The 18,829-nt window shown below is 71.3% G+C and carries 16 protein-coding genes; 2 read left to right on the top strand and 14 right to left on the bottom strand.

The features are described from left to right. Positions 1-175: 175 nt before the first annotated feature. The gene (locus ACFVYR_RS26930) at positions 176-754 is read left to right on the top strand and encodes a hypothetical protein (protein ID WP_384257955.1); all 579 of its coding nucleotides are present in this window, start codon (positions 176-178) and stop codon (positions 752-754) included. A gap of 544 nt (positions 755-1,298) precedes the next feature. On the opposite strand, the gene ACFVYR_RS26925 is transcribed toward ACFVYR_RS26930, so the two are convergent. The 14 genes from ACFVYR_RS26925 to pyrR all read right to left on the bottom strand — a co-directional run bounded on the left by ACFVYR_RS26925 (position 1,299) and on the right by pyrR (position 18,048). Then, positions 1,299-3,461 carry a primosomal protein N' gene (locus tag ACFVYR_RS26925; RefSeq protein ID WP_384257953.1) on the bottom strand — a complete coding sequence of 721 codons (2,163 nt, stop codon included), beginning with the start codon at positions 3,459-3,461 and terminating at the stop codon, positions 1,299-1,301. Between the two features lie 102 nt (positions 3,462-3,563). Then, a complete protein-coding gene (gene metK / locus ACFVYR_RS26920; RefSeq protein WP_384257950.1) occupies positions 3,564-4,772 on the bottom strand; it encodes a methionine adenosyltransferase in 1,209 nt (402 codons plus the stop codon). A gap of 388 nt (positions 4,773-5,160) precedes the next feature. Beyond that, positions 5,161-6,417 carry a bifunctional phosphopantothenoylcysteine decarboxylase/phosphopantothenate--cysteine ligase CoaBC gene (gene coaBC / locus ACFVYR_RS26915; protein ID WP_384257948.1) on the bottom strand — a complete coding sequence of 419 codons (1,257 nt, stop codon included), beginning with the start codon at positions 6,415-6,417 and terminating at the stop codon, positions 5,161-5,163. 57 nt (positions 6,418-6,474) lie between these two features. Further along, positions 6,475-6,747: a DNA-directed RNA polymerase subunit omega gene (gene rpoZ, locus ACFVYR_RS26910; RefSeq protein WP_005319902.1), complete on the bottom strand. Its 273-nt coding sequence runs from the start codon at positions 6,745-6,747 to the stop codon at positions 6,475-6,477. 61 nt (positions 6,748-6,808) lie between these two features. Then, positions 6,809-7,402, bottom strand: a complete 594-nt coding sequence (gene gmk, locus ACFVYR_RS26905; protein ID WP_384257945.1) for a guanylate kinase — start codon at positions 7,400-7,402, stop codon at positions 6,809-6,811. 38 nt (positions 7,403-7,440) lie between these two features. Further along, on the bottom strand, positions 7,441-7,767 hold the full coding sequence (locus tag ACFVYR_RS26900; protein ID WP_055564204.1) for an integration host factor: 327 nt from the start codon (positions 7,765-7,767) through the stop codon (positions 7,441-7,443). A 267-nt stretch (positions 7,768-8,034) separates the two neighbouring features. Continuing rightward, positions 8,035-8,880 carry an orotidine-5'-phosphate decarboxylase gene (pyrF, locus tag ACFVYR_RS26895; protein ID WP_384257943.1) on the bottom strand — a complete coding sequence of 282 codons (846 nt, stop codon included), beginning with the start codon at positions 8,878-8,880 and terminating at the stop codon, positions 8,035-8,037. Then, complete coding sequence (locus ACFVYR_RS26890; protein ID WP_384257940.1) at positions 8,877-9,983, bottom strand: quinone-dependent dihydroorotate dehydrogenase; 1,107 nt, start codon at positions 9,981-9,983, stop codon at positions 8,877-8,879. Before ACFVYR_RS26890 ends, pyrF begins: the two co-directional genes overlap by 4 nt. Positions 9,984-10,070: 87 nt before the next feature. Next, positions 10,071-13,379: a carbamoyl-phosphate synthase large subunit gene (gene carB / locus ACFVYR_RS26885; RefSeq protein WP_384257938.1), complete on the bottom strand. Its 3,309-nt coding sequence runs from the start codon at positions 13,377-13,379 to the stop codon at positions 10,071-10,073. After that, positions 13,372-14,538, bottom strand: a complete 1,167-nt coding sequence (gene carA, locus ACFVYR_RS26880) for a glutamine-hydrolyzing carbamoyl-phosphate synthase small subunit (RefSeq protein ID WP_384257936.1) — start codon at positions 14,536-14,538, stop codon at positions 13,372-13,374. Before carA ends, carB begins: the two co-directional genes overlap by 8 nt. Then, positions 14,535-15,149, bottom strand: coding sequence for a hypothetical protein (locus ACFVYR_RS26875; RefSeq protein WP_384257933.1), 615 nt, complete (start codon positions 15,147-15,149; stop codon positions 14,535-14,537). The genes carA and ACFVYR_RS26875 overlap by 4 nt, the downstream gene beginning before the upstream one ends. Further along, positions 15,104-16,390: a dihydroorotase gene (locus ACFVYR_RS26870; protein ID WP_384257931.1), complete on the bottom strand. Its 1,287-nt coding sequence runs from the start codon at positions 16,388-16,390 to the stop codon at positions 15,104-15,106. Before ACFVYR_RS26870 ends, ACFVYR_RS26875 begins: the two co-directional genes overlap by 46 nt. Before the next feature lie 2 nt (positions 16,391-16,392). After that, positions 16,393-17,379 carry an aspartate carbamoyltransferase catalytic subunit gene (locus ACFVYR_RS26865; RefSeq protein ID WP_384258095.1) on the bottom strand — a complete coding sequence of 329 codons (987 nt, stop codon included), beginning with the start codon at positions 17,377-17,379 and terminating at the stop codon, positions 16,393-16,395. Between the two features lie 87 nt (positions 17,380-17,466). Next, positions 17,467-18,048 carry a bifunctional pyr operon transcriptional regulator/uracil phosphoribosyltransferase PyrR gene (gene pyrR, locus ACFVYR_RS26860; RefSeq protein WP_384257928.1) on the bottom strand — a complete coding sequence of 194 codons (582 nt, stop codon included), beginning with the start codon at positions 18,046-18,048 and terminating at the stop codon, positions 17,467-17,469. 224 nt (positions 18,049-18,272) lie between these two features. Here pyrR and bldD point away from each other — a divergent pair, with 224 nt between their 5' ends. Then, entirely contained in the window at positions 18,273-18,773 is a 501-nt protein-coding gene (bldD, locus tag ACFVYR_RS26855; protein WP_030787240.1) for a transcriptional regulator BldD, read from the top strand. The last annotated feature ends 56 nt before the right edge of the window (positions 18,774-18,829 follow it).

The following is an 18,829-nucleotide window of genomic DNA, read 5'->3' as shown; positions in this document are numbered from 1 at the left end:
GGACGGCGGTTGACGCCGTCGGGGGCGTACGAAACGGCGCGCGCCCTGTGCATATGCACATACGCCCCTGCACCGTGACCCCAAACGAACTAGCGCGTTGGTCAAGAAAGAGTTGACCACAACGGGCCTCGGATGCGGCCCGATCCTTTGAAACGCCGGTTCGAGAGGCTTGTTCATGGCCGACCACGCAACCCACGACGCCCAGGCACGGGCCAGCCTGCACCTCCTGGTGCGGGACATCGAACGGGTCCGCCGGCAGGTGGACGCACTGCGCACCCTCACCGCCCAGCTCGGCAACGTCTACCGCCCGCGCCGTTCCAGCCCCTCCGCGGGCTTCGTCGTGTACGGGCGGGCCCCCGCCCCGACCGTCCGTCTCGCCCAGGAGCTGCGCGACAGCGTCGAGACGCTGGTCACCGCGGCGGTGGACTTCGACCGCTCGCTCGGGTTCTCCTGGGACGCGGTGGGCTCGGCCCTCGGCGTCACCAAGCAGGCGGTCCACCGCAGGTACGGCGCGCGCCGGGCCACCACGCAGGCGGCGGCCGAGGCGGAACGCGCGGCGGAGTCCCCGACACCGGCCGTGCCCTCCACCGCCGCCGCTACGGCCACGGCCACAGCGACGCGTCCGCTGCCGGTCGGCGTCCCCCTGCCGTCCGTCCCCGCGGCCCGCGCGATGCCGACCCAGCCCACCGCGGGCAGCCCCGCGCTCCGCGACGAAGCAAGGCCGAGCGCCTTTCCCGGCCCGCGCAACGGCTGACGTCCGCCCCATGGCCGCTGCCCCCTCGCTCCTCCGCCAAGGACGAGGGGGCAGCTCCATGTCCGATGCCGGTCCGTGCGGGGCAGCGGCGACGTGCAGACCCGCAGCGACCGGGCGGGGCAGCCGCGACGTGCAGACCGGCAGCGACCGGGCGGGACAACCGCGACATGCGCACCGGCAGCAACCGGGCGGGACAACCGCGACATGCACACCAGCGGCAACCACACGGGACAGCAGCGACGTGCGGACCGGCAAACGACCTTGCGGGACAGCCCACGACATGCGCACCGGCAGCAACCGGGCGGGACAGCAGCGACATGCAGACCAGCAGCGACCGGGCGGGGCAGCAGCGACGTGCGAACCGGCAAACGACCTTGCGGGACAGCCCACGACATGCGCACCGGCAGCAACCGGGCGGGACAGCAGCGACATGCAGACCGGCAGCAACCACACGGGACAGCCCGCGACATGCGCACCGGCAGCAACCGGGCGGAACAGCCGCGACATGCACACCAGCGGCAACCATGCGGGGCAGCCGCGAGGGTCAGCCGATGTCCAGCGGGTCGACCCGGATCCGCACCGCCTCGCCCGCCGCCTCCCTGGCCCCTTTGGCCCCCCGGGCCAACCGCGCGGCCTGCGCCACCTTCAGCGACGCCGCGAGCGCCGCCCCGCTCCCCGGCGGCACCCGGACCAGCACCCGCTCCGCCTGCTCCCCGCCCGGCGCACCCGCACCCCGGCGGGCCGACGCCGGTCCTGCCTCCCGCACCGGGACGGGTCCCAGTACCACGGCGTCCGACGGCAGTTCGGCGGCTGCCAGGAACTCCGTGAGCGCCTCGGGCGCCCCGGACACCGCCGCCATCCGCGACACCGGCGGGAAGTTCAGCTCGGCGCGGTCCGCGAGCTCACGCACCGCGTGGCCGACGGGGTCCCACCGCACCAGCGCCTGCACGGGCCGCAGCGTCGGTTCGGCCACGATCACGACCGTGCCGCCCGCACCCTGCGGACGGACCAGCGACGCGGCCGCGATCCACCGCCGCAGCGCGTCCTCGCCCGCCCGCAGATCGGGCCGGCCCAGCATGGCCCACCCGTCGAGCAGCAAGGCCGCCGCGTAACCGCCCTCGGCGACGGGCTCGGCCCCCGGTGTGCTCACCACCAGCGCCGGAGTCCCCGGCACCGTGTCGAGCACCTGCTCCCGCCCCGACGTGCGCACCGGCACCGCCGGAAACGCCCGGCCCAGCTCCTCGGCGGTCCGCCGGGCCCCCACCACCTGCGCGCGCAGCCGGAACCCGCCGCAGGACTCGCAGTGCCACTGCGCCTCCTCCACCCCGCACCAGCCGCACCGCAGGGCGGAGCCGCTGTCCTGCGCCTCCAGCGGTCCCGCGCACCGCCGGCAGCGCGCGGGCTCGCGGCACCGCTCGCAGGCCAGCCGCGGCACATACCCGCGCCGCGGCACCTGCACCAGCACGGGCCCGTGCTTCAGCCCTTCCCTCGCGGCCCGCCAGGCCAGCGTCGGCAGCCGCGCGGCCCGCGCCGCCTCGTCCCGGGCGAGGTCCCCGTCGCCCACGGTCCGCACCAGCGGCGCGGCGCCCCGCACCTGTTCGCGATCGGCGACGAGCGGCGCGGCCCAGCCGCTCTCGACGAGCTGCGCGGCCTCCACGGTGCAGCTCCAACTACCCAGCAGGAAGCCGCACTTGTCCCGCGAGGCCCGCAGCTCCAGGACCTCCCGCACATGCGGGAAGGGCGCCCGGTCATCGCTGTGGTTGGAGTCCCCGTCGTCCCAGACGACGACCAGCCCCGGATCCCGTACCGGCGCGAACATGGCGGCCCGGGTGCCGACGACGGCCCGCACGGCCCCGCGCCGCACGGAGAGCCACTCCTGATACCGGCGCTCCTGCCCGGCGTCGGCGGTCAGCAGCGCGTGCTGCCCCTCGCCGAGCAGTTCGGTGAGCGCGGCGTCCACGCGCGCGGCGGGACGCCCGGTCGGTACGACGACGAGTGCGCCGCGTCCCGAGGCGAGCGTGGCCTGGACGGCGCGGGCGATCTCCTCGGCCCACTGCGGTCCCGGCAGCGCCGTCCACACGGCGCGGGGCGCGCCCCCCGCGGCCAGCGCCTCGACGAACTCGGCCCCGTGCCCGTACCGCCGCCAGGTGCCCGGCTCCGGTGGGCGGGGCGGAGCGGGCGGCTCGGGCGACTCGCGCGCCTCGGCCCGCGCGTGGCGGGGCGGGATCGCCAGCTGCAGCACATCGGCGAGGCTGCCCGCATACCGGTCGGCGACCGCCCGCGCCAGATCGAGCAGCCCGCCGTCGAGCACCGGCTCCGGCGACACGACCTGGGCGAGGGCGGCGAGCGGTCCGGTGTACTCGCTCTCGGCGCGCCGCTCGACGATGAACCCGTCGATCAGCCCGCCCCCTTCGCGCCGCCCTTCCCGCACGTTCCGCGACCCGGCCCCGAACCGCACCCGCACCCGCACCCCCGGCTGGGCGACCTCATCGAGTTCCTCGGGCACGGCATAGTCGAAGTACCGGTCGAGATGCAGCACGCCCTTGTCGACGAGCACCCGCGCGACCGGCAGCTCCTTGGCCAGCGCGGCCCCCCGCCACGTCCTCGGCTTGGCCCGCGGCACCTTGGCCCTGCGCACCGACTCCCGGATCAGCGCAAGCTGCTCCGGCTCCTCGGCCTCCCCCGGCCCTTCGTTCTCCCTGCTCACAGCTGCATTCCTACCAGACCGCACTGACAGCGCCCGAAGAACGCCGAGGCCCGGCACCCCCGCAGGGATACCGGGCCTCGGCCGAGCCTCGGAGAACCGGGACTACAGTCCCGCCGCCTCCCGCAGCGCGTCCACGCGGTCCGTGCGCTCCCACGTGAAGTCGGGGATCGCCCGGCCGAAGTGGCCGTACGCGGCGGTCTGCGAGTAGATCGGGCGGAGCAGGTCGAGGTCGCGGATGATCGCGGCCGGGCGGAGGTCGAAGACCTCGGCGATGGCCTTCTCGATCTTCTCCGTGTCGACCGTGGCCGTGCCGAACGTCTCGACGAAGAGACCGACCGGCTCGGCCTTGCCGATGGCGTAGGCGACCTGGACCTCGCAGCGGGCCGCGAGGCCGGCCGCGACGACGTTCTTGGCGACCCAGCGCATGGCGTAGGCGGCCGAGCGGTCGACCTTGGACGGGTCCTTGCCGGAGAAGGCGCCGCCGCCGTGGCGGGCCATGCCGCCGTACGTGTCGATGATGATCTTGCGGCCGGTCAGGCCGGCGTCGCCCATCGGGCCGCCGATCTCGAAGCGTCCGGTGGGGTTGACCAGGAGGCGGTAGCCGTCGGTCTCCAGCTTGATGCCGTCCTCGATGAGCGCCTTGAGCTCCGGCTCGACGACGAACTCGCGGATGTCGGGAGCGAGCAGCGAGTCCAGGTCGATGTCGCTCGCGTGCTGCGAGGAGACCACGACCGTGTCGAGGCGGACGGCCTTGTCGCCGTCGTACTCGATGGTGACCTGGGTCTTGCCGTCGGGGCGCAGGTAGGGAATGGTGCCGTTCTTGCGCACCTCGGAGAGGCGGCGCGAGAGCCGGTGCGCGAGGTGGATCGGGAGCGGCATCAGCTCCGGGGTCTCGTCGCAGGCGTAGCCGAACATCAGGCCCTGGTCGCCAGCGCCCTGCTTGTCGAGCTCGTCCTCATCGCCCTCCACACGCTTCTCGTACGCCGTGTCGACGCCCTGCGCGATGTCGGGGGACTGCGAGCCGATGGACACCGACACGCCACAGGAGGCGCCGTCGAAGCCCTTCTTCGAGGAGTCGTAACCGATCTCGAGGATCTTGTCGCGCACGAGCTGCGCGATCGGCGCGTACGCCTTCGTCGTGACCTCGCCGGCCACATGGACGAGGCCGGTGGTGATCAGCGTCTCCACGGCGACCCGGGAGGTCGGGTCCTCCCGCAGAAGCGCGTCGAGAATGGTGTCGCTGATCTGGTCAGCGATCTTGTCGGGGTGACCCTCGGTCACAGACTCCGAGGTGAAGAGGCGCCGGGACACATCGCTCCCTGTGGTTGCAGCGGCTGCTGGCTGATCATGGGTGGACGGCCGGGGGCTGCGCCCGACGTCGTCCGAGACCAGTTTATCGGTCACACTCGGCCGCAGGTCCACATGTCTCGCAACTTGGGAGCCCTGTGACCTGCGGCACTGCCTTGCACGGTACGCCGATCCGTCTCCGCCACGGGGCTTCGTACCCCATTTTCCCGGGTTTGAGGCGCCCGATCGGCGAAGGTGACATTGAGCCCTGCCTGCGCGGATGCCGTCAAGAGAACCGCCGGAAAGTGGCCGAGTTCCGCCAGAAGGCGAAAGTTGCGTACGAATTTCGGGGCCGCTTGTCCGGATGGTGAGACCGAGAGGCGAGATGGAGGCGGGATGAGGCCCCGGGGCCTCAGGCCAGCCGTTGCGCGACCAGGTCCCAGACCGTGTCCGCGAGGGCCTCCTTGGGGCCGTACGGGACCGGCGTCTCGCTGCCGTCGGCGCCGAGCACCACCGCCTCGTTCTCCTCGGTGCCGAAGGTCTTGCGCTCGCCGACCTCATTGACGACCAGCAGGTCGCAGCCCTTGCGTTCGAGCTTGGCGCGGCCGTTGGCCAGGACGTCGTCCGTCTCCGCGGCGAAGCCGACGACAAGCTGCCCCGCGCGCGGCCGCTCCCCCGCGAGCTCGGCAAGGACGTCGGGGTTGCGGACCAGGGCGATCGGCGCCGGATCCTGGCCGTCCTTCTTCTTGATCTTTCCCGTCGCGTACGTCTCGGGGCGGAAGTCGGCGACGGCGGCGGCCATCACGACCGCGTCGGCGTCGGCCGCGGCCTTCAGGACGGCCTCGCGCAGCTGGACCGCGGTACCGACCGGCACGACGTCCACGCCCGCGGGGTCGGGCAGCGTCGTGTTGGCCGCGACGAGCGTGACGCGGGCGCCGCGCGCGGCGGCGGTGCGGGCGAGCGCGTAGCCCTGCTTGCCGGAGGAGCGGTTGCCCAGGAAGCGCACCGGGTCGAGGGGCTCACGGGTGCCGCCCGCGCTGACCAGGACATGGCGTCCCGCGAGGTCCCGGGCGAGATCGCCGCGCGCCAGGACCCGGCGTACGACCTCGAAGAGTTCGACGGGGTCGGGGAAGCGGCCCTTGCCGGTGTCGACGCCGGTGAGGCGGCCGACGGCGGGCTCGACGACGAGCGCGCCGCGGCGGCGCAGGGTCGCGACGTTCTCCTGGGTGGCGGGGTGCTCCCACATCTCCGTGTGCATGGCGGGGGCGAAGACCACCGGACAGCGGGCCGTCAGGAGTGTGTTGGTGAGCAGGTCGTCGGCCAGGCCGTGGGCCGCCTTGGCGAGCATGTCGGCGGTGGCGGGGGCGACGATCACGAGGTCGGCGTGCTGCCCGATGCGGACGTGCGGCACCTCGTGGACGTCGGACCAGACCTCGGTGGAGACGGGGTTCCCGGAGAGCGCGGACCACGTCGCGGCGCCGACGAAGTGCAGCGCCGACGCGGTCGGTACGACGCGCACGTCGTGGCCCGACTCGGTAAGGCGACGCAGCAGCTCGCACGCCTTGTAGGCGGCGATGCCACCGCTCACCCCCAGGACTACCTTCGGCTTCTCGGTCACTGCCTCTGTCTCCCCGCGCTCGGATCCGCAGTCGGATGCGTACTGCTCCATGACACACCACAGGCCCGGCAGCCGTGCTGCCGGGCCTGTGGTGAGGGAATGAACCGCTTACTGGGCCGGGCCCTCGATGGCCTCGGACGTCAGCAGACCCGCGTTGATCTCGCGGAGCGCGATCGAGAGGGGCTTCTCGTGGACGTGGGTGTCCACCAGGGGGCCGACGTACTCCAGGAGGCCCTCACCGAGCTGGGAGTAGTACGCGTTGATCTGACGCGCGCGCTTGGCGGCGTAGATCACCAGGCTGTACTTCGAGTCGGTGGCTTCGAGCAGCTCATCAATCGGCGGGTTGATGATGCCCTCGGGCGCGGTGATGGAAGAGGACACTCTTCGCCTTCCGATGGGATCCAATGGGGTCGAGACCAGAAGTCAGGACCAAGGGTAAAGATTAAAGAACCTTCATCAAGGCTAGCAGCTCACGGGCCACGTCCTCGACGGAGGTGTTGACCAGGGTCGTGTCGAACTCGGCCTCGGCGGCGAGCTCCACCTTGGCGGCGACGAGCCTGCGCTCGATCACCTCCGGCGCCTCGGTCCCCCGGCCGGTGAGCCGGCGGACCAGCTCGTCCCAGCTCGGCGGGGCGAGGAAGACCAGCTGTGCCTCGGGCATCGACTCGCGGACCAGCCGCGCGCCCTGCAGATCGATCTCCAGGAGGACGGGCTCGCCCGCCTCCAGGCGATCGAGGACGGCGCGGCGCGGGGTCCCGTAGCGGTTGCCCGCGAACTCGGCCCACTCCAGGAGCTCGCCGTTGGCGATGAGCTTGTCCATCTCGTCGTCGGAGACGAAGAAGTACTGGACACCGTGCTTCTCACCGGGCCGCGGCTTGCGGGTGGTGGCGGAGACCGAGAGCCAGACCTCGGGGTGTTCTTTTCGCATATGGGCGACGACCGTGCTCTTGCCGACCCCGGAGGGGCCGGAGAGCACGGTCAGCCGCGGACGTACGTCCGGGGGTACGGGGGACGTCCCCCGGGGTGTTGCAGCCATGCAGCGATTATCCAGGTTCTCAGGAGTGCCCGAGAACATCAGCCGGCGGCACCGCCACCGAACTCTCGCTCGAGCGACGCGATCTGGTTGGAGCCGAGACCCCGCACACGGCGGCTCTCGGAGATGCCAAGACGCTCCATGATCTGCTTGGCGCGGACCTTGCCCACGCCAGGCAGGGACTCCAGAAGGGCGGAGACCTTCATCTTGCCGATGACATCGTTCTCCTGACCCTGCTTGATGACCTCGTGAAGCGAGGCACCGGAGTGCTTGAGTCGATTCTTGACCTCGGCCCGCTCCCGGCGAGCCGCGGCGGCCTTTTCGAGCGCGGCTGCGCGCTGTTCAGGGGTAAGGGGCGGAAGAGCCACGCCTACGTCACCTCGGATGTCGAACTGTCGGATACGGACCGGTGCGGGACCTGATCGCCCCACACCAGGTGAGCAACGTGCAACGCGCTTGCCCGTTGGCTCTCGTCGGAGACTAGCGGGCATGGCCGCCGGAGTCAGCGAGAACAGACGAAAAGTCCTGGTCAGCCTCTGTCGAGCCGTACATATCAGGCATTTCGCCCCGGATTTGGCCGGGCAATTCGTCAACGGGCCGTCAACGCAGTGCGTGCGGCGGGTCCGTCGCCCCGCTCAGAGCGCTTCGAGGGCCGCCCTGATCTCGTCCGAGAAGCGCGCGGCGGAGTCGCGCAGGCCCGTGACGTCGGGTCCGTGGCGGAGCACGCCGCGGCTGACGCTCGGCACGACATTGCGCACGGCCGCCCCGAAGACGCCGGGAAGGTCCCCGGGCGTCGCTCCCTGCGCGCCGATGCCGGGGGCGAGCAGCGGGCCGTTGATCGCGAGGTCGTACGACGACAGGTCGCCCAGCGTCGCGCCGACGACCGCGCCGAAGGACCCGAGCGGCGTTTGGCCCGCGTTCTCCGCGGCGAGGTGTCCGAGGACGGTGGCCCCGACGGTGCGCCCGTCCTCGCGCACGGCGTGCTGCACCTCGGCGCCCTCGGGGTTGGAGGTGAGGGCGAGGACGAAGAGTCCCGCGCCGTTCTCGCGGGCGAGGTCGACGGCCGGCCGAAGGGAGCCGTAGCCGAGGTAGGGCGAGACCGTGAGGGCGTCACTGAACAGCGGGGAGTCCTTGTGCAGGAAGGTCTCGGCGTACGCGGCCATCGTCGAACCGATGTCGCCGCGCTTGGCGTCCATGACCACCAGGGCACCGGCCGCCCGCAGCTCCTCGACCGCCTTCTCCAGGACGGCGGTGCCGCGCGAGCCGAACCGCTCGAAGAAGGCGCTCTGCGGCTTGAAGACGGCGACGGTGCCTGCCAGCGCCTCGACCACGGTGCGGGTGAACCGCTCCAGGCCCGCGACGTCGTCGTTCAGGCCCCAGGCGGACAGCAGCGAGGCGTGCGGGTCGATGCCGACGCACAGGGGGCCGCGCTCGTCCATGGCGCGGCGCAGGCGCGTGCCGAAGGGTTCAAGGGCGCTCATGCGGGCTTCCTCACGTCGGCGCCGACGGCGTCGGCGAGGGTGGCGTACGGGCTCGTGCGCAGGCGTGCGGCGAGGCCCTTGTGGATCGCGCGGCCCCAGAAGGGCCCTTCGTAGATGAAGGCGCTGTAGCCCTGGACCAGGGTGGCGCCCGCGAGGATGCGCTGCCAGGCGTCCTCGGCGTTCTCGACGCCGCCGACGCCCACCAGGGTGATCCGGTCGCCCACGCGCGCGTAGAGGCGGCGAAGGACCTCCAGGGAGCGCTTCTTGAGGGGGGCGCCGGACAACCCGCCGGCCTCCGCGATGAGAGCGGGCTCGGACGTCAGGCCCAGGCCCTCGCGCGCGATGGTGGTGTTCGTGGCGATGATGCCGTCCAGACCGAGCTCGACGGCGAGGTCGGCGACCGCGTCGATGTCGTCGTCGGCCAGGTCGGGCGCGATCTTGACGAGCAGCGGGACCCTGCGGCCCTCGACGCTGCGGTCGGCGGCCTCGCGGACGGCCGTCAGGAGGGGCCGCAGCGACTCGGTGGCCTGGAGGTTGCGCAGGCCCGGGGTGTTCGGCGAGGAGACATTGACCACGAGGTAGTCGGCGTGGCGGGCGAGCCGCTCGGTCGACTTCACGTAGTCGGCGGCGGCCTCCTCCTCGGGGACGACCTTGGTCTTGCCGATGTTCACGCCCACGACCGTCCTGAAGACGGGCCTGCGGGACGCGAGGCGCTCGGCCACGGCCGCCGAGCCCTCGTTGTTGAAGCCCATGCGGTTGATCAGCGCGCGGTCCTGCACGAGGCGGAACAGCCGCTTCTTGGGGTTGCCGGGCTGCGGCTCGCCCGTGACGGTGCCGATCTCGATGTGGTCGAAGCCGAGCATCGACATGCCGTCGATCGCGACGGCGTTCTTGTCGAAGCCCGCCGCGAGGCCGAAGGGCCCGTGCATCCGCAGCCCGAAGGCCTCGGTGCGCAGCTCCTTGTGGCGCGGCGCGAGGACGGCCGCGACGAAGGTGCGCAGGACGGGGATGCGGGCCGCGAGGCGGATCCAGCGGAAGGCCAGATGGTGGGCCTGCTCCGGGTCCATCCGCTGGAAGACGAGGTGGAAGAACTGCTTGTACATGTTGGGTGTCCTCGGTGTTCTCACCGGAAGTCGGGTGTCCTCACCAGAAGGGGGACACCGTGTGTCCGGTGTCCCCCTTGTGGGCTGCTAGTCGCGGGCCGCTGTCAGGCGTTCCGCGTGTTCCTGGAGCGAACGGACGCCCACGTCACCGCGGCCCAGCGCGTCGATGCCCTGTACGGCGGCGGCGAGCGCCTGCACCGTCGTCAGGCACGGCACGGAGCGCGCCACGGCCGCCGTACGGATCTCGTAGCCGTCGAGGCGGCCGCCGGTGCCGTACGGGGTGTTGACGATGAGGTCGACGCCGCCGTCGTGGATGAGCTGGACGATGGTCTTCTCGCCGTTCGGGCCCTCGCCCTCGGACTGCTTGCGCACCACCGTGGCGTTGAGGCCGTTGCGCTTGAGGACCTCGGCCGTGCCGGACGTGGCGAACAGCTCGAAGCCGTGCGCGACCAGTTCGCGGGCCGGGAAGATCATCGAGCGCTTGTCGCGGTTGGCGACGGAGATGAACGCGCGGCCCGTGGTCGGCAGCGGGCCGTAGGCGCCCGCCTGCGACTTGGCGTACGCGGTGCCGAACACCGAGTCGATGCCCATGACCTCGCCCGTGGAGCGCATCTCCGGGCCGAGGACGGTGTCGACGCCGCGGCCGTGGATGTCGCGGAAGCGCGACCACGGCATGACGGCCTCCTTGACGGAGATCGGCGCGTCCATGGGGAGCGTGCCACCGTCGCCGACGGCCGGGAGCATGCCCTCCGCGCGCAGCTCGGCGACGGTCGCGCCGAGCGAGATGCGCGCGGCGGCCTTGGCCAGCGGCACGGCGGTCGCCTTCGAGGTGAAGGGGACGGTGCGCGACGCGCGCGGGTTGGCCTCAAGGACGTACAGGATGTCGCCGGCCATCGCGAACTGGATGTTGATGAGTCCGCGTACGCCGACGCCCTTGGCGATGCCCTCGGTGGAGGCGCGCAGGCGCTTGATGTCGAAGCCGCCGAGGGTGATCGGGGGCAGCGCGCACGCCGAGTCGCCGGAGTGGATGCCGGCCTCCTCGATGTGCTCCATGACGCCGCCGAGGTAGAGCTCCTCGCCGTCGTAGAGCGCGTCCACGTCGATCTCGATCGCGTCGTCGAGGAAGCGGTCGACGAGGACCGGCCGCGAGGGGCTGATCTCGGTCGACTCCTCGATGTACGCGGCGAGGCGGGTCTCGTCGTAGACGATCTCCATGCCGCGGCCGCCGAGCACGTACGAGGGGCGCACCAGGACCGGGTAGCCGATCTCGTCGGCGATCGCCTTCGCTTCCGCGAACGTCGTCGCGGTGCCGTGCTTCGGCGCGGGAAGCCCGGCCTCGGCGAGGACGCGGCCGAAGGCACCGCGGTCCTCGGCGGCGTGGATGGCCTCGGGCGGGGTGCCGACGACCGGCACGCCGTTGTCCTTGAGCGCCTGCGAGAGGCCGAGCGGGGTCTGGCCGCCGAGCTGGACGATGACGCCCGCGATCGGCCCGGCCTGGGACTCGGCGTGGACGATCTCCAGGACGTCCTCCAGGGTGAGCGGCTCGAAGTAGAGCCGGTCGGAGGTGTCGTAGTCGGTGGAGACGGTCTCGGGGTTGCAGTTGACCATCACGGTCTCGTAGCCCGCGTCGCTCAGCGCGAAGGAGGCGTGGACGCAGGAGTAGTCGAACTCGATGCCCTGGCCGATGCGGTTCGGGCCGGAGCCCAGGATGATCACCGCGGGCTTCTCGCGCTTGGCGACCTCGTTCTCCTCGTCGTAGGAGGAGTAGAAGTACGGGGTCTTCGCGGCGAACTCGGCGGCGCAGGTGTCGACCGTCTTGTAGACCGGGCGCACCCCGAGGGCCTGGCGCACCTCGCGGACGACGTCCTCGCGCAGGCCGCGGATCTCGGCGATCTGGAAGTCGGAGAAGCCGTGCCGCTTGGCGTCGGCGAGCAGCTCGGCGTCGAGGCGCTCGGCGGCGGCGAGGTCGTCGGCGGTCTCCTTGATCAGGAAGAGCTGGTCGACGAACCACGGGTCGATCTTCGTGGCGTCGAAGACCTCCTCGGGCGTCGCGCCGGCGCGGATGGCCTGCATGACGGAGTTGATGCGGCCGTCGGTGGGACGGACCGCCTGCGCCAGCAGCTCGGCCTTGTCGCCGGGCTCGCCCACGAAGGTGAACTGCGAGCCCTTCTTCTCCAGCGAGCGGAGCGCCTTCTGCAGCGCCTCGGTGAAGTTGCGGCCGATCGCCATGGCCTCGCCGACCGACTTCATGGTGGTCGTCAGGGTCGAGTCCGCCGAGGGGAACTTCTCGAAGGCGAAGCGCGGGGCCTTGACGACGACGTAGTCGAGGGTCGGCTCGAAGGAGGCCGGGGTCTTCTCGGTGATGTCGTTCGGGATCTCGTCCAGCGTGTAGCCGACGGCCAGCTTGGCGGCGATCTTCGCGATCGGGAAGCCGGTGGCCTTGGATGCGAGCGCGGAGGACCGCGAGACGCGCGGGTTCATCTCGATGACGATGACCCGGCCGTCCTCGGGGTTCACCGCGAACTGGATGTTGCAGCCGCCGGTGTCGACGCCGACCTCGCGGATGATCGCGATGCCGACGTCCCGCAGGATCTGGTACTCGCGGTCGGTGAGCGTCATCGACGGGGCGACGGTGATCGAGTCGCCGGTGTGGACGCCCATCGGGTCGAAGTTCTCGATGGAGCAGACGACTACGACGTTGTCGTTCTTGTCGCGCATCAGCTCAAGCTCGTACTCCTTCCAGCCGAGGATGGACTCCTCCAGGAGTACCTCGGTGGTCGGCGAGAGGGTGAGGCCCTGGCCCGCGATGCGGCGCAGCTCCTCCTCGTCGTGCGCGAAACCGGAACCGGCGCCGCCCATCGTGAAGGAGGGACGGACGACGACGGGGTAGCCGCCGAGCTCGTCGACGCCCTTGAGGACGTCGTCCATGGAGTGGCAGATGTACGAGCGGGCGGACTCGCCGTGCCCGATCTTCTTCTTGACCTCTTCGACGACGCCCTTGAAGAGGTCGCGGTCCTCGCCCTTGTTGATGGCCTCGACGTTGGCACCGATGAGCTCGACGCCGTACTTCTTAAGGACGCCCTGCTCGTGCATGGAGATGGCCGTGTTGAGGGCCGTCTGACCGCCGAGAGTGGGAAGAAGCGCGTCGGGGCGCTCCTTGGCGATGATCTTCTCGACGAACTCGGGGGTGATCGGCTCGACGTAGGTCGCGTCGGCGATCTCCGGGTCGGTCATGATCGTCGCCGGGTTGGAGTTGACGAGGATGACGCGCAGGCCCTCGGACTTGAGGACGCGGCACGCCTGGGTGCCTGAGTAGTCGAACTCGGCGGCCTGGCCGATGACGATCGGGCCGGAGCCGATGACCAGGACGGACTGGATATCGGTGCGCTTAGGCACGCTGGGCTCCTTCTGCGGTCATCAGCGATACGAAACGGTCGAAGAGGTACGCGGCGTCGTGCGGGCCCGCGGCGGCTTCGGGGTGGTACTGGACGGAGAAGGCCGGCTGGTCGAGCAGCTGGAGGCCTTCCACCACGTTGTCGTTGAGGCAGACGTGGGAGACCTCGGCGCGGCCGAAGGGGGTCTCGGCGGCCTTGTCGAGCGGCGCGTCCACGGCGAAGCCGTGGTTGTGCGCGGTGACCTCGACCTTGCCGGTGGTGCGGTCCTGCACCGGCTGGTTGATGCCGCGGTGGCCGTACTTCAGCTTGTACGTGCCGAAGCCGAGGGCGCGGCCGAGGATCTGGTTGCCGAAGCAGATGCCGAAGAGCGGCGTCTTCCGCTTGAGGACGGCGGTCATCAGGGCGACCGGTCCTTCGGCGGTGGCGGGGTCACCGGGGCCGTTGGAGAAGAAGACACCGTCGGGGGCGACGGCGTACACGTCCTCCTCGGTGGCGGTGGCGGGCAGCACGTGCACCTCGATGCCGCGCTCGGCCATGCGGTGCGGGGTCATGCCCTTGATGCCGAGGTCGATGGCGGCGACGGTGAACCGCTTCTCGCCGACGGCCGGGACGACGTAGGCCTCCTTGGTGGCGACCTCCTCGTACAGGCTCGCGCCCTTCATGTGGGGCTGTGCCTGGACGCGGGCGACCAGCTCGGCGTCGGTGGCCAGGGCCTCGCCCGAGAAGATGCCGGAGCGCATGGAGCCGCTCTCGCGCAGGTGGCGGGTGAGGGCGCGGGTGTCGACGCCGCTGATGCCGACGACGTTCTGGGCGGCCAGCTCGTCGTCGAGCGAACGCTTCGCGCGCCAGTTCGAGGGGATGCGGGCCGGGTCGCGGACCACGTAACCGGAGACCCAGATGCGGCCCGACTCGTCGTCCTCGTCGTTCCAGCCCGTGTTGCCGATCTGCGGGGCGGTGGCGACCACGATCTGGCGGTCGTACGAGGGGTCGGTCAGGGTCTCCTGGTAGCCGGTCATGCCGGTGGAGAACACCGCTTCGCCGAAGGTCTCCCCCACGGCCCCGAAGGCGCGGCCGCGGAAGACGCGGCCGTCCTCCAGGACGAGTACGGCGGGAAGCGCCCCCTTCCTCTGCGAGGCCGTCCCCTGCTTGGAGGTCGTCATCGTGCGGTGCCTTCCGTAGTGCTGTTCTGGTCGATCATGGTGTTGAGCGTCTCGACCCACTCGGCCTGCTCGGCCGCGTGGTCCGAGCGGAAGCCGGAGTCGAGCAGCTTGCCGCCGTGTTCCCACGTGACGATCAGCAGACCGCCCTCCGTGAGGACCTTGCCGGCGATGCCCTTGTCGAGGCGGGCCTCGCGCAGCTGTGCGAGCGGGATGAAGAAGTCGCTCGCGCCGGGGCGTACGACGTCCAGGCCCGCGTCGGTGAGCGTCAGCTCGACGCGGCTGCGGGTGCCGAGGCCGTGCGCCACGATGCGGTCGAGCCACTGCCCCGCCGTGGTGGAGCCGTGGTACCTGCCGCTCAGCTCAAGTCTGGCCGGGCCCGGGTCATCCGGCGCGACGGGAAGGTCGGGCAGGTCGCCCTGGAGCGTGCCGCGCCACTTCCAGCCCTCGCGCATCAGCCAGTAGACGAGCGCGATGAAGAGCAGCAGACCGACGACCCAGCCGATGCGTGCGGCCCAGTCGGTCACTTCCGCCGATTCCTTCTCGGCGGCCAGTTCGAGCAGTGATGTCACGTGAGCTTCCCGTCGACGAGCGTGGCCCGGCCCCTGAGCCATGTGTGCGTGACGCGGCCCGGCAGCTCACGGCCCTCATAGGGAGTGTTGCGGCTGCGCGAGGCAAAGCCCGCGGGGTCCACTGCCCCACGGTAATCGGCGTCGAGCAGGACGAGGTTGGCAGGCTCACCTGCCGAGACGGGACGGCCGTGACCGGTCGCCCGGCCGATGGCGGCGGGCTTGAAGGACATCCGGTCGGCGACGGCCTCCCAGGTCAGCAGGCCCGTCTCGACCATCGTCTGCTGCACCACGGACAGGGCGGTCTCCAGGCCGACCATGCCCATGGCGGCCGCGGCCCACTCGCAGTCCTTGTCCTCGTGCGGGTGCGGGGCGTGGTCGGTGGCGACGATGTCGATCGTGCCGTCGGCGAGGGCCTCGCGCAGCGCCATGACGTCGCGCTCGGTGCGCAGCGGCGGGTTGACCTTGTAGACGGGGTTGTAGGAACGGACCAGCTCGTCGGTGAGGAGGAGGTGGTGCGGGGTGACCTCGGCCGTCACGTCGATGCCGCGCGACTTGGCCCAGCGCACGATCTCCACGGAGCCCGCGGTGGACAGGTGGCAGATGTGGACGCGGGACCCGACGTGCTCGGCGAGCAGGACGTCCCTGGCGATGATCGACTCCTCGGCGACGGCGGGCCAGCCGCCGAGGCCGAGCTCCGCGGAGACGACGCCCTCGTTCATCTGGGCGCCCTCGGTCAGCCGCGGCTCCTGCGCGTGCTGCGCGACGACACCGCCGAAGGCCTTCACGTACTCCAGGGCGCGGCGCATGATCACGGCGTCGTCGACGCACTTGCCGTCGTCGGAGAAGACGGTGACGCCCGCGGCGGACTCGTGCATGGCGCCGAGCTCGGCCAGCTTCTTGCCCTCGAGGCCCACGGTGACGGCGCCGATGGGCTGCACGTCGCAGTAGCCGGACTCCTTGCCGAGCCGGTAGACCTGCTCGACGACGCCGGCGGTGTCGGCGACGGGGAAGGTGTTGGCCATGGCGAAGACGGCGGTGTAGCCACCGGAGGCGGCGGCGCGGGTGCCGGTCAGGACGGTCTCGGAGTCCTCGCGGCCCGGCTCGCGCAGGTGGGTGTGGAGGTCGACGAGGCCCGGCAGGAGGATCTTGCCCCCGGCCTCCACGACCTCGGCGCCCTCGGCGCTCAGCCCGGCGCCGACGGCCTCGATGGTCCCGCCGTCGACGAGGACGTCCCGCGCCTCGCCGCCCAGCACCTTCGCACCGCGGATCAGGATCTTGCTCATGGTTACTTGCTCTCCGAATCGGTGGGCCGGGTGTGGGTGACGGCGGGCTCGTTGCCGCCGAGCAGGAGGTAGAGGACGGCCATGCGGATGGAGACGCCGTTGGCGACCTGCTCGACGACCGTGCAGCGGTCGGAGTCGGCGACCTCGGCGGTGATCTCCATGCCGCGGACCATCGGGCCCGGGTGCATGACGATGGCGTGCTCCGGCATCTTCGCCATGCGCTCGCCGTCCAGGCCGTAGCGCCGCGAGTACTCGCGCTCGGTGGGGAAGAACGCCGCGTTCATGCGCTCGCGCTGCACCCGCAGCATCATCACGGCGTCGGACTTCGGCAGCACCCGGTCCAGGTCGTAACTGACCTCGCAGGGCCACTGCTCGACGCCGACCGGCACCAGTGTGGGCGGGGCGACGAGGGTGACCTCGGCGCCGAGGGTGTGCAGCAGGTCGACGTTGGAGCGGGCGACGCGGCTGTGCAGGACGTCGCCGACGAGGGTGATGTGCTTGCCCGCGAGGTCCTGGCCGAGTCCCGCGTCGGGGCCGACGAGGCGGCGCCGCATGGTGAAGGCGTCGAGCAGGGCCTGGGTGGGGTGCTGGTGGGTGCCGTCGCCCGCGTTGATGACGGCGGCGTCGATCCAGCCGGAGGTCGCCAGGCGGTAGGGCGCTCCGGAGGCGCCGTGCCGGATGACGACGGCGTCGACGCCCATCGCCTCCAGGGTCTGCGCGGTGTCCTTCAGGGACTCGCCCTTGGAGACGCTCGATCCCTTGGCGGCGAAGTTGATGACGTCGGCGGAGAGGCGCTTCTCGGCGGCCTCGAAGGAGATCCGGGTCCGGGTCGAGTCCTCGAAGAAGAGGTTGACCACGGTGCGGCCGCGCAGGGCGGGCAGCTTCTTGATCGGCCGGTCGGCGACCCGCGCCATCTCCTCGGCCGTGTCGAGGATGAGGACGGCGTCGTCGCGGGAGAGGTCGGCGGCCGAGATGAGGTGTCGCATCATCTGCGTGTACTCCGGTGTGTGGAGGTCTGCGGGCACGCGGGCGCGCAGGGGTGTGCCCCGGGCCCGTGCGGGGGGGGAGCGGGGCCTTTAAGCGGTGGCGGGCTTGGCGCCGAGCAGCACGGCGTCGCGGCCGTCCTCCTCGGCGAGCTGCACCTTGACCGTCTCCCGCAGCGACGTGGGCAGGTTCTTGCCCACGTAGTCGGCGCGGATGGGCAGTTCGCGGTGGCCGCGGTCGACGAGGACGGCGAGCTGGACCGCGCGGGGACGGCCGATGTCGTTCAGCGCGTCCAGGGCGGCGCGGATGGTGCGGCCGGAGAAGAGCACGTCATCGACGAGGACGACCAGGCGGCCGTCGATGCCGTCACCGGGGATCTCGGTGCGGGCGAGCGCGCGCGGCGGATGCATGCGCAGGTCGTCGCGGTACATGGTGATGTCGAGGGAGCCGACCGGGATCGTGCGGCCGGTGATCGCTTCGAGCTTCTCGGCGAGCCGACGGCCGAGGAAGACGCCGCGGGTGGGAATGCCGAGCAGCACCACGTCGTCGGCGCCCTTGGCGCGTTCGACGATCTCGTGGGCGATGCGGGTCAGCACCCGCGCGATGTCCGGGCCCTCGAGTACGGGGCGCGCGACAGCGGAGTCCTGCGGGTCCTGCGTGTCTTGCGTGTCCATATGAAACGGACCTCCTTCTCCGCCTCACAGGACGGACGTTAAAGGACGTCGGAATTGCGCCAGTCAGACTACCAGCAGACAAGTCCGGGCACGTCATCGGGCTCCACCGAAGGGGCGGTAAGGACCATTCGGCTTGACGCAAGCAAGTAACGCTGCGTAACCTCACAGTGAGTTACCAGCCACGCGGCGGAGCCGCATGATTGTCGCAGCGTCCGGGGAGCTATATGTCCAGCGAATACGCCAAGCAGCTCGGGGCCAAGCTCCGCGCGATCCGCACCCAGCAGGGCCTTTCCCTCCACGGAGTCGAGGAGAAGTCCCAGGGACGCTGGAAGGCGGTCGTCGTGGGGTCGTACGAGCGCGGCGACCGTGCCGTGACCGTGCAGCGCCTCGCCGAGCTGGCGGACTTCTACGGCGTCCCGGTGCAGGAACTGCTTCCCGGTACCGCTCCCGGCGGCGCCGCCGAGCCGCCGCCGAAGCTCGTCCTCGACCTGGAGCGTCTCGCCCACGTCCCGCAGGAGAAGGCCGGCCCGCTCCAGCGCTATGCCGCCACGATCCAGTCGCAGCGCGGCGACTACAACGGCAAGGTGCTCTCGATCCGCCAGGACGACCTGCGCACCCTCGCCGTCATCTACGACCAGTCCCCCTCGGTCCTGACCGAGCAGCTGATCAGCTGGGGCGTCCTGGACGCGGACGCGCGCCGCGCCGTCGCCCACGAAGAGGTCTGAGCCGCAGCGCGGGAGAACAGCAGAAACGTGCCGCCGGGGCGGCCGCAGCCGAAAGG

The organism is Streptomyces sp. NPDC058284 (assembly GCF_042881135.1).
In the GTDB taxonomy this organism is placed as follows: Bacteria; Actinomycetota; Actinomycetes; order Streptomycetales; family Streptomycetaceae; genus Streptomyces.
The sequence above is the reverse complement of the archived record's forward strand: the minus strand, read 5'-3'. Positions and strand labels throughout refer to the sequence as shown.

Bases quoted from the DNA above. Each gene is read 5' to 3' on its own strand.
- ACFVYR_RS26930 (WP_384257955.1), top strand. From the start codon at position 176: ATGGCCGACCACGCAACCCACGACGCCCAGGCACGGGCCAGCCTGCAC.
- carA (WP_384257936.1), bottom strand. From the start codon at position 14,538: ATGACGACCTCCAAGCAGGGGACGGCCTCGCAGAGGAAGGGGGCGCTT.
- ACFVYR_RS26865 (WP_384258095.1), bottom strand. From the start codon at position 17,379: ATGATGCGACACCTCATCTCGGCCGCCGACCTCTCCCGCGACGACGCC.
- ACFVYR_RS26890 (WP_384257940.1), bottom strand. From the start codon at position 9,983: ATGTACAAGCAGTTCTTCCACCTCGTCTTCCAGCGGATGGACCCGGAG.
- ACFVYR_RS26870 (WP_384257931.1), bottom strand. From the start codon at position 16,390: ATGAGCAAGATCCTGATCCGCGGTGCGAAGGTGCTGGGCGGCGAGGCG.
- coaBC (WP_384257948.1), bottom strand. From the start codon at position 6,417: ATGGAGCAGTACGCATCCGACTGCGGATCCGAGCGCGGGGAGACAGAG.
- gmk (WP_384257945.1), bottom strand. From the start codon at position 7,402: ATGGCTGCAACACCCCGGGGGACGTCCCCCGTACCCCCGGACGTACGT.
- pyrF (WP_384257943.1), bottom strand. From the start codon at position 8,880: ATGAGCGCCCTTGAACCCTTCGGCACGCGCCTGCGCCGCGCCATGGAC.
- bldD (WP_030787240.1), top strand. From the start codon at position 18,273: ATGTCCAGCGAATACGCCAAGCAGCTCGGGGCCAAGCTCCGCGCGATC.
- pyrR (WP_384257928.1), bottom strand. From the start codon at position 18,048: ATGGACACGCAAGACACGCAGGACCCGCAGGACTCCGCTGTCGCGCGC.
- ACFVYR_RS26875 (WP_384257933.1), bottom strand. From the start codon at position 15,149: ATGGCTCAGGGGCCGGGCCACGCTCGTCGACGGGAAGCTCACGTGACA.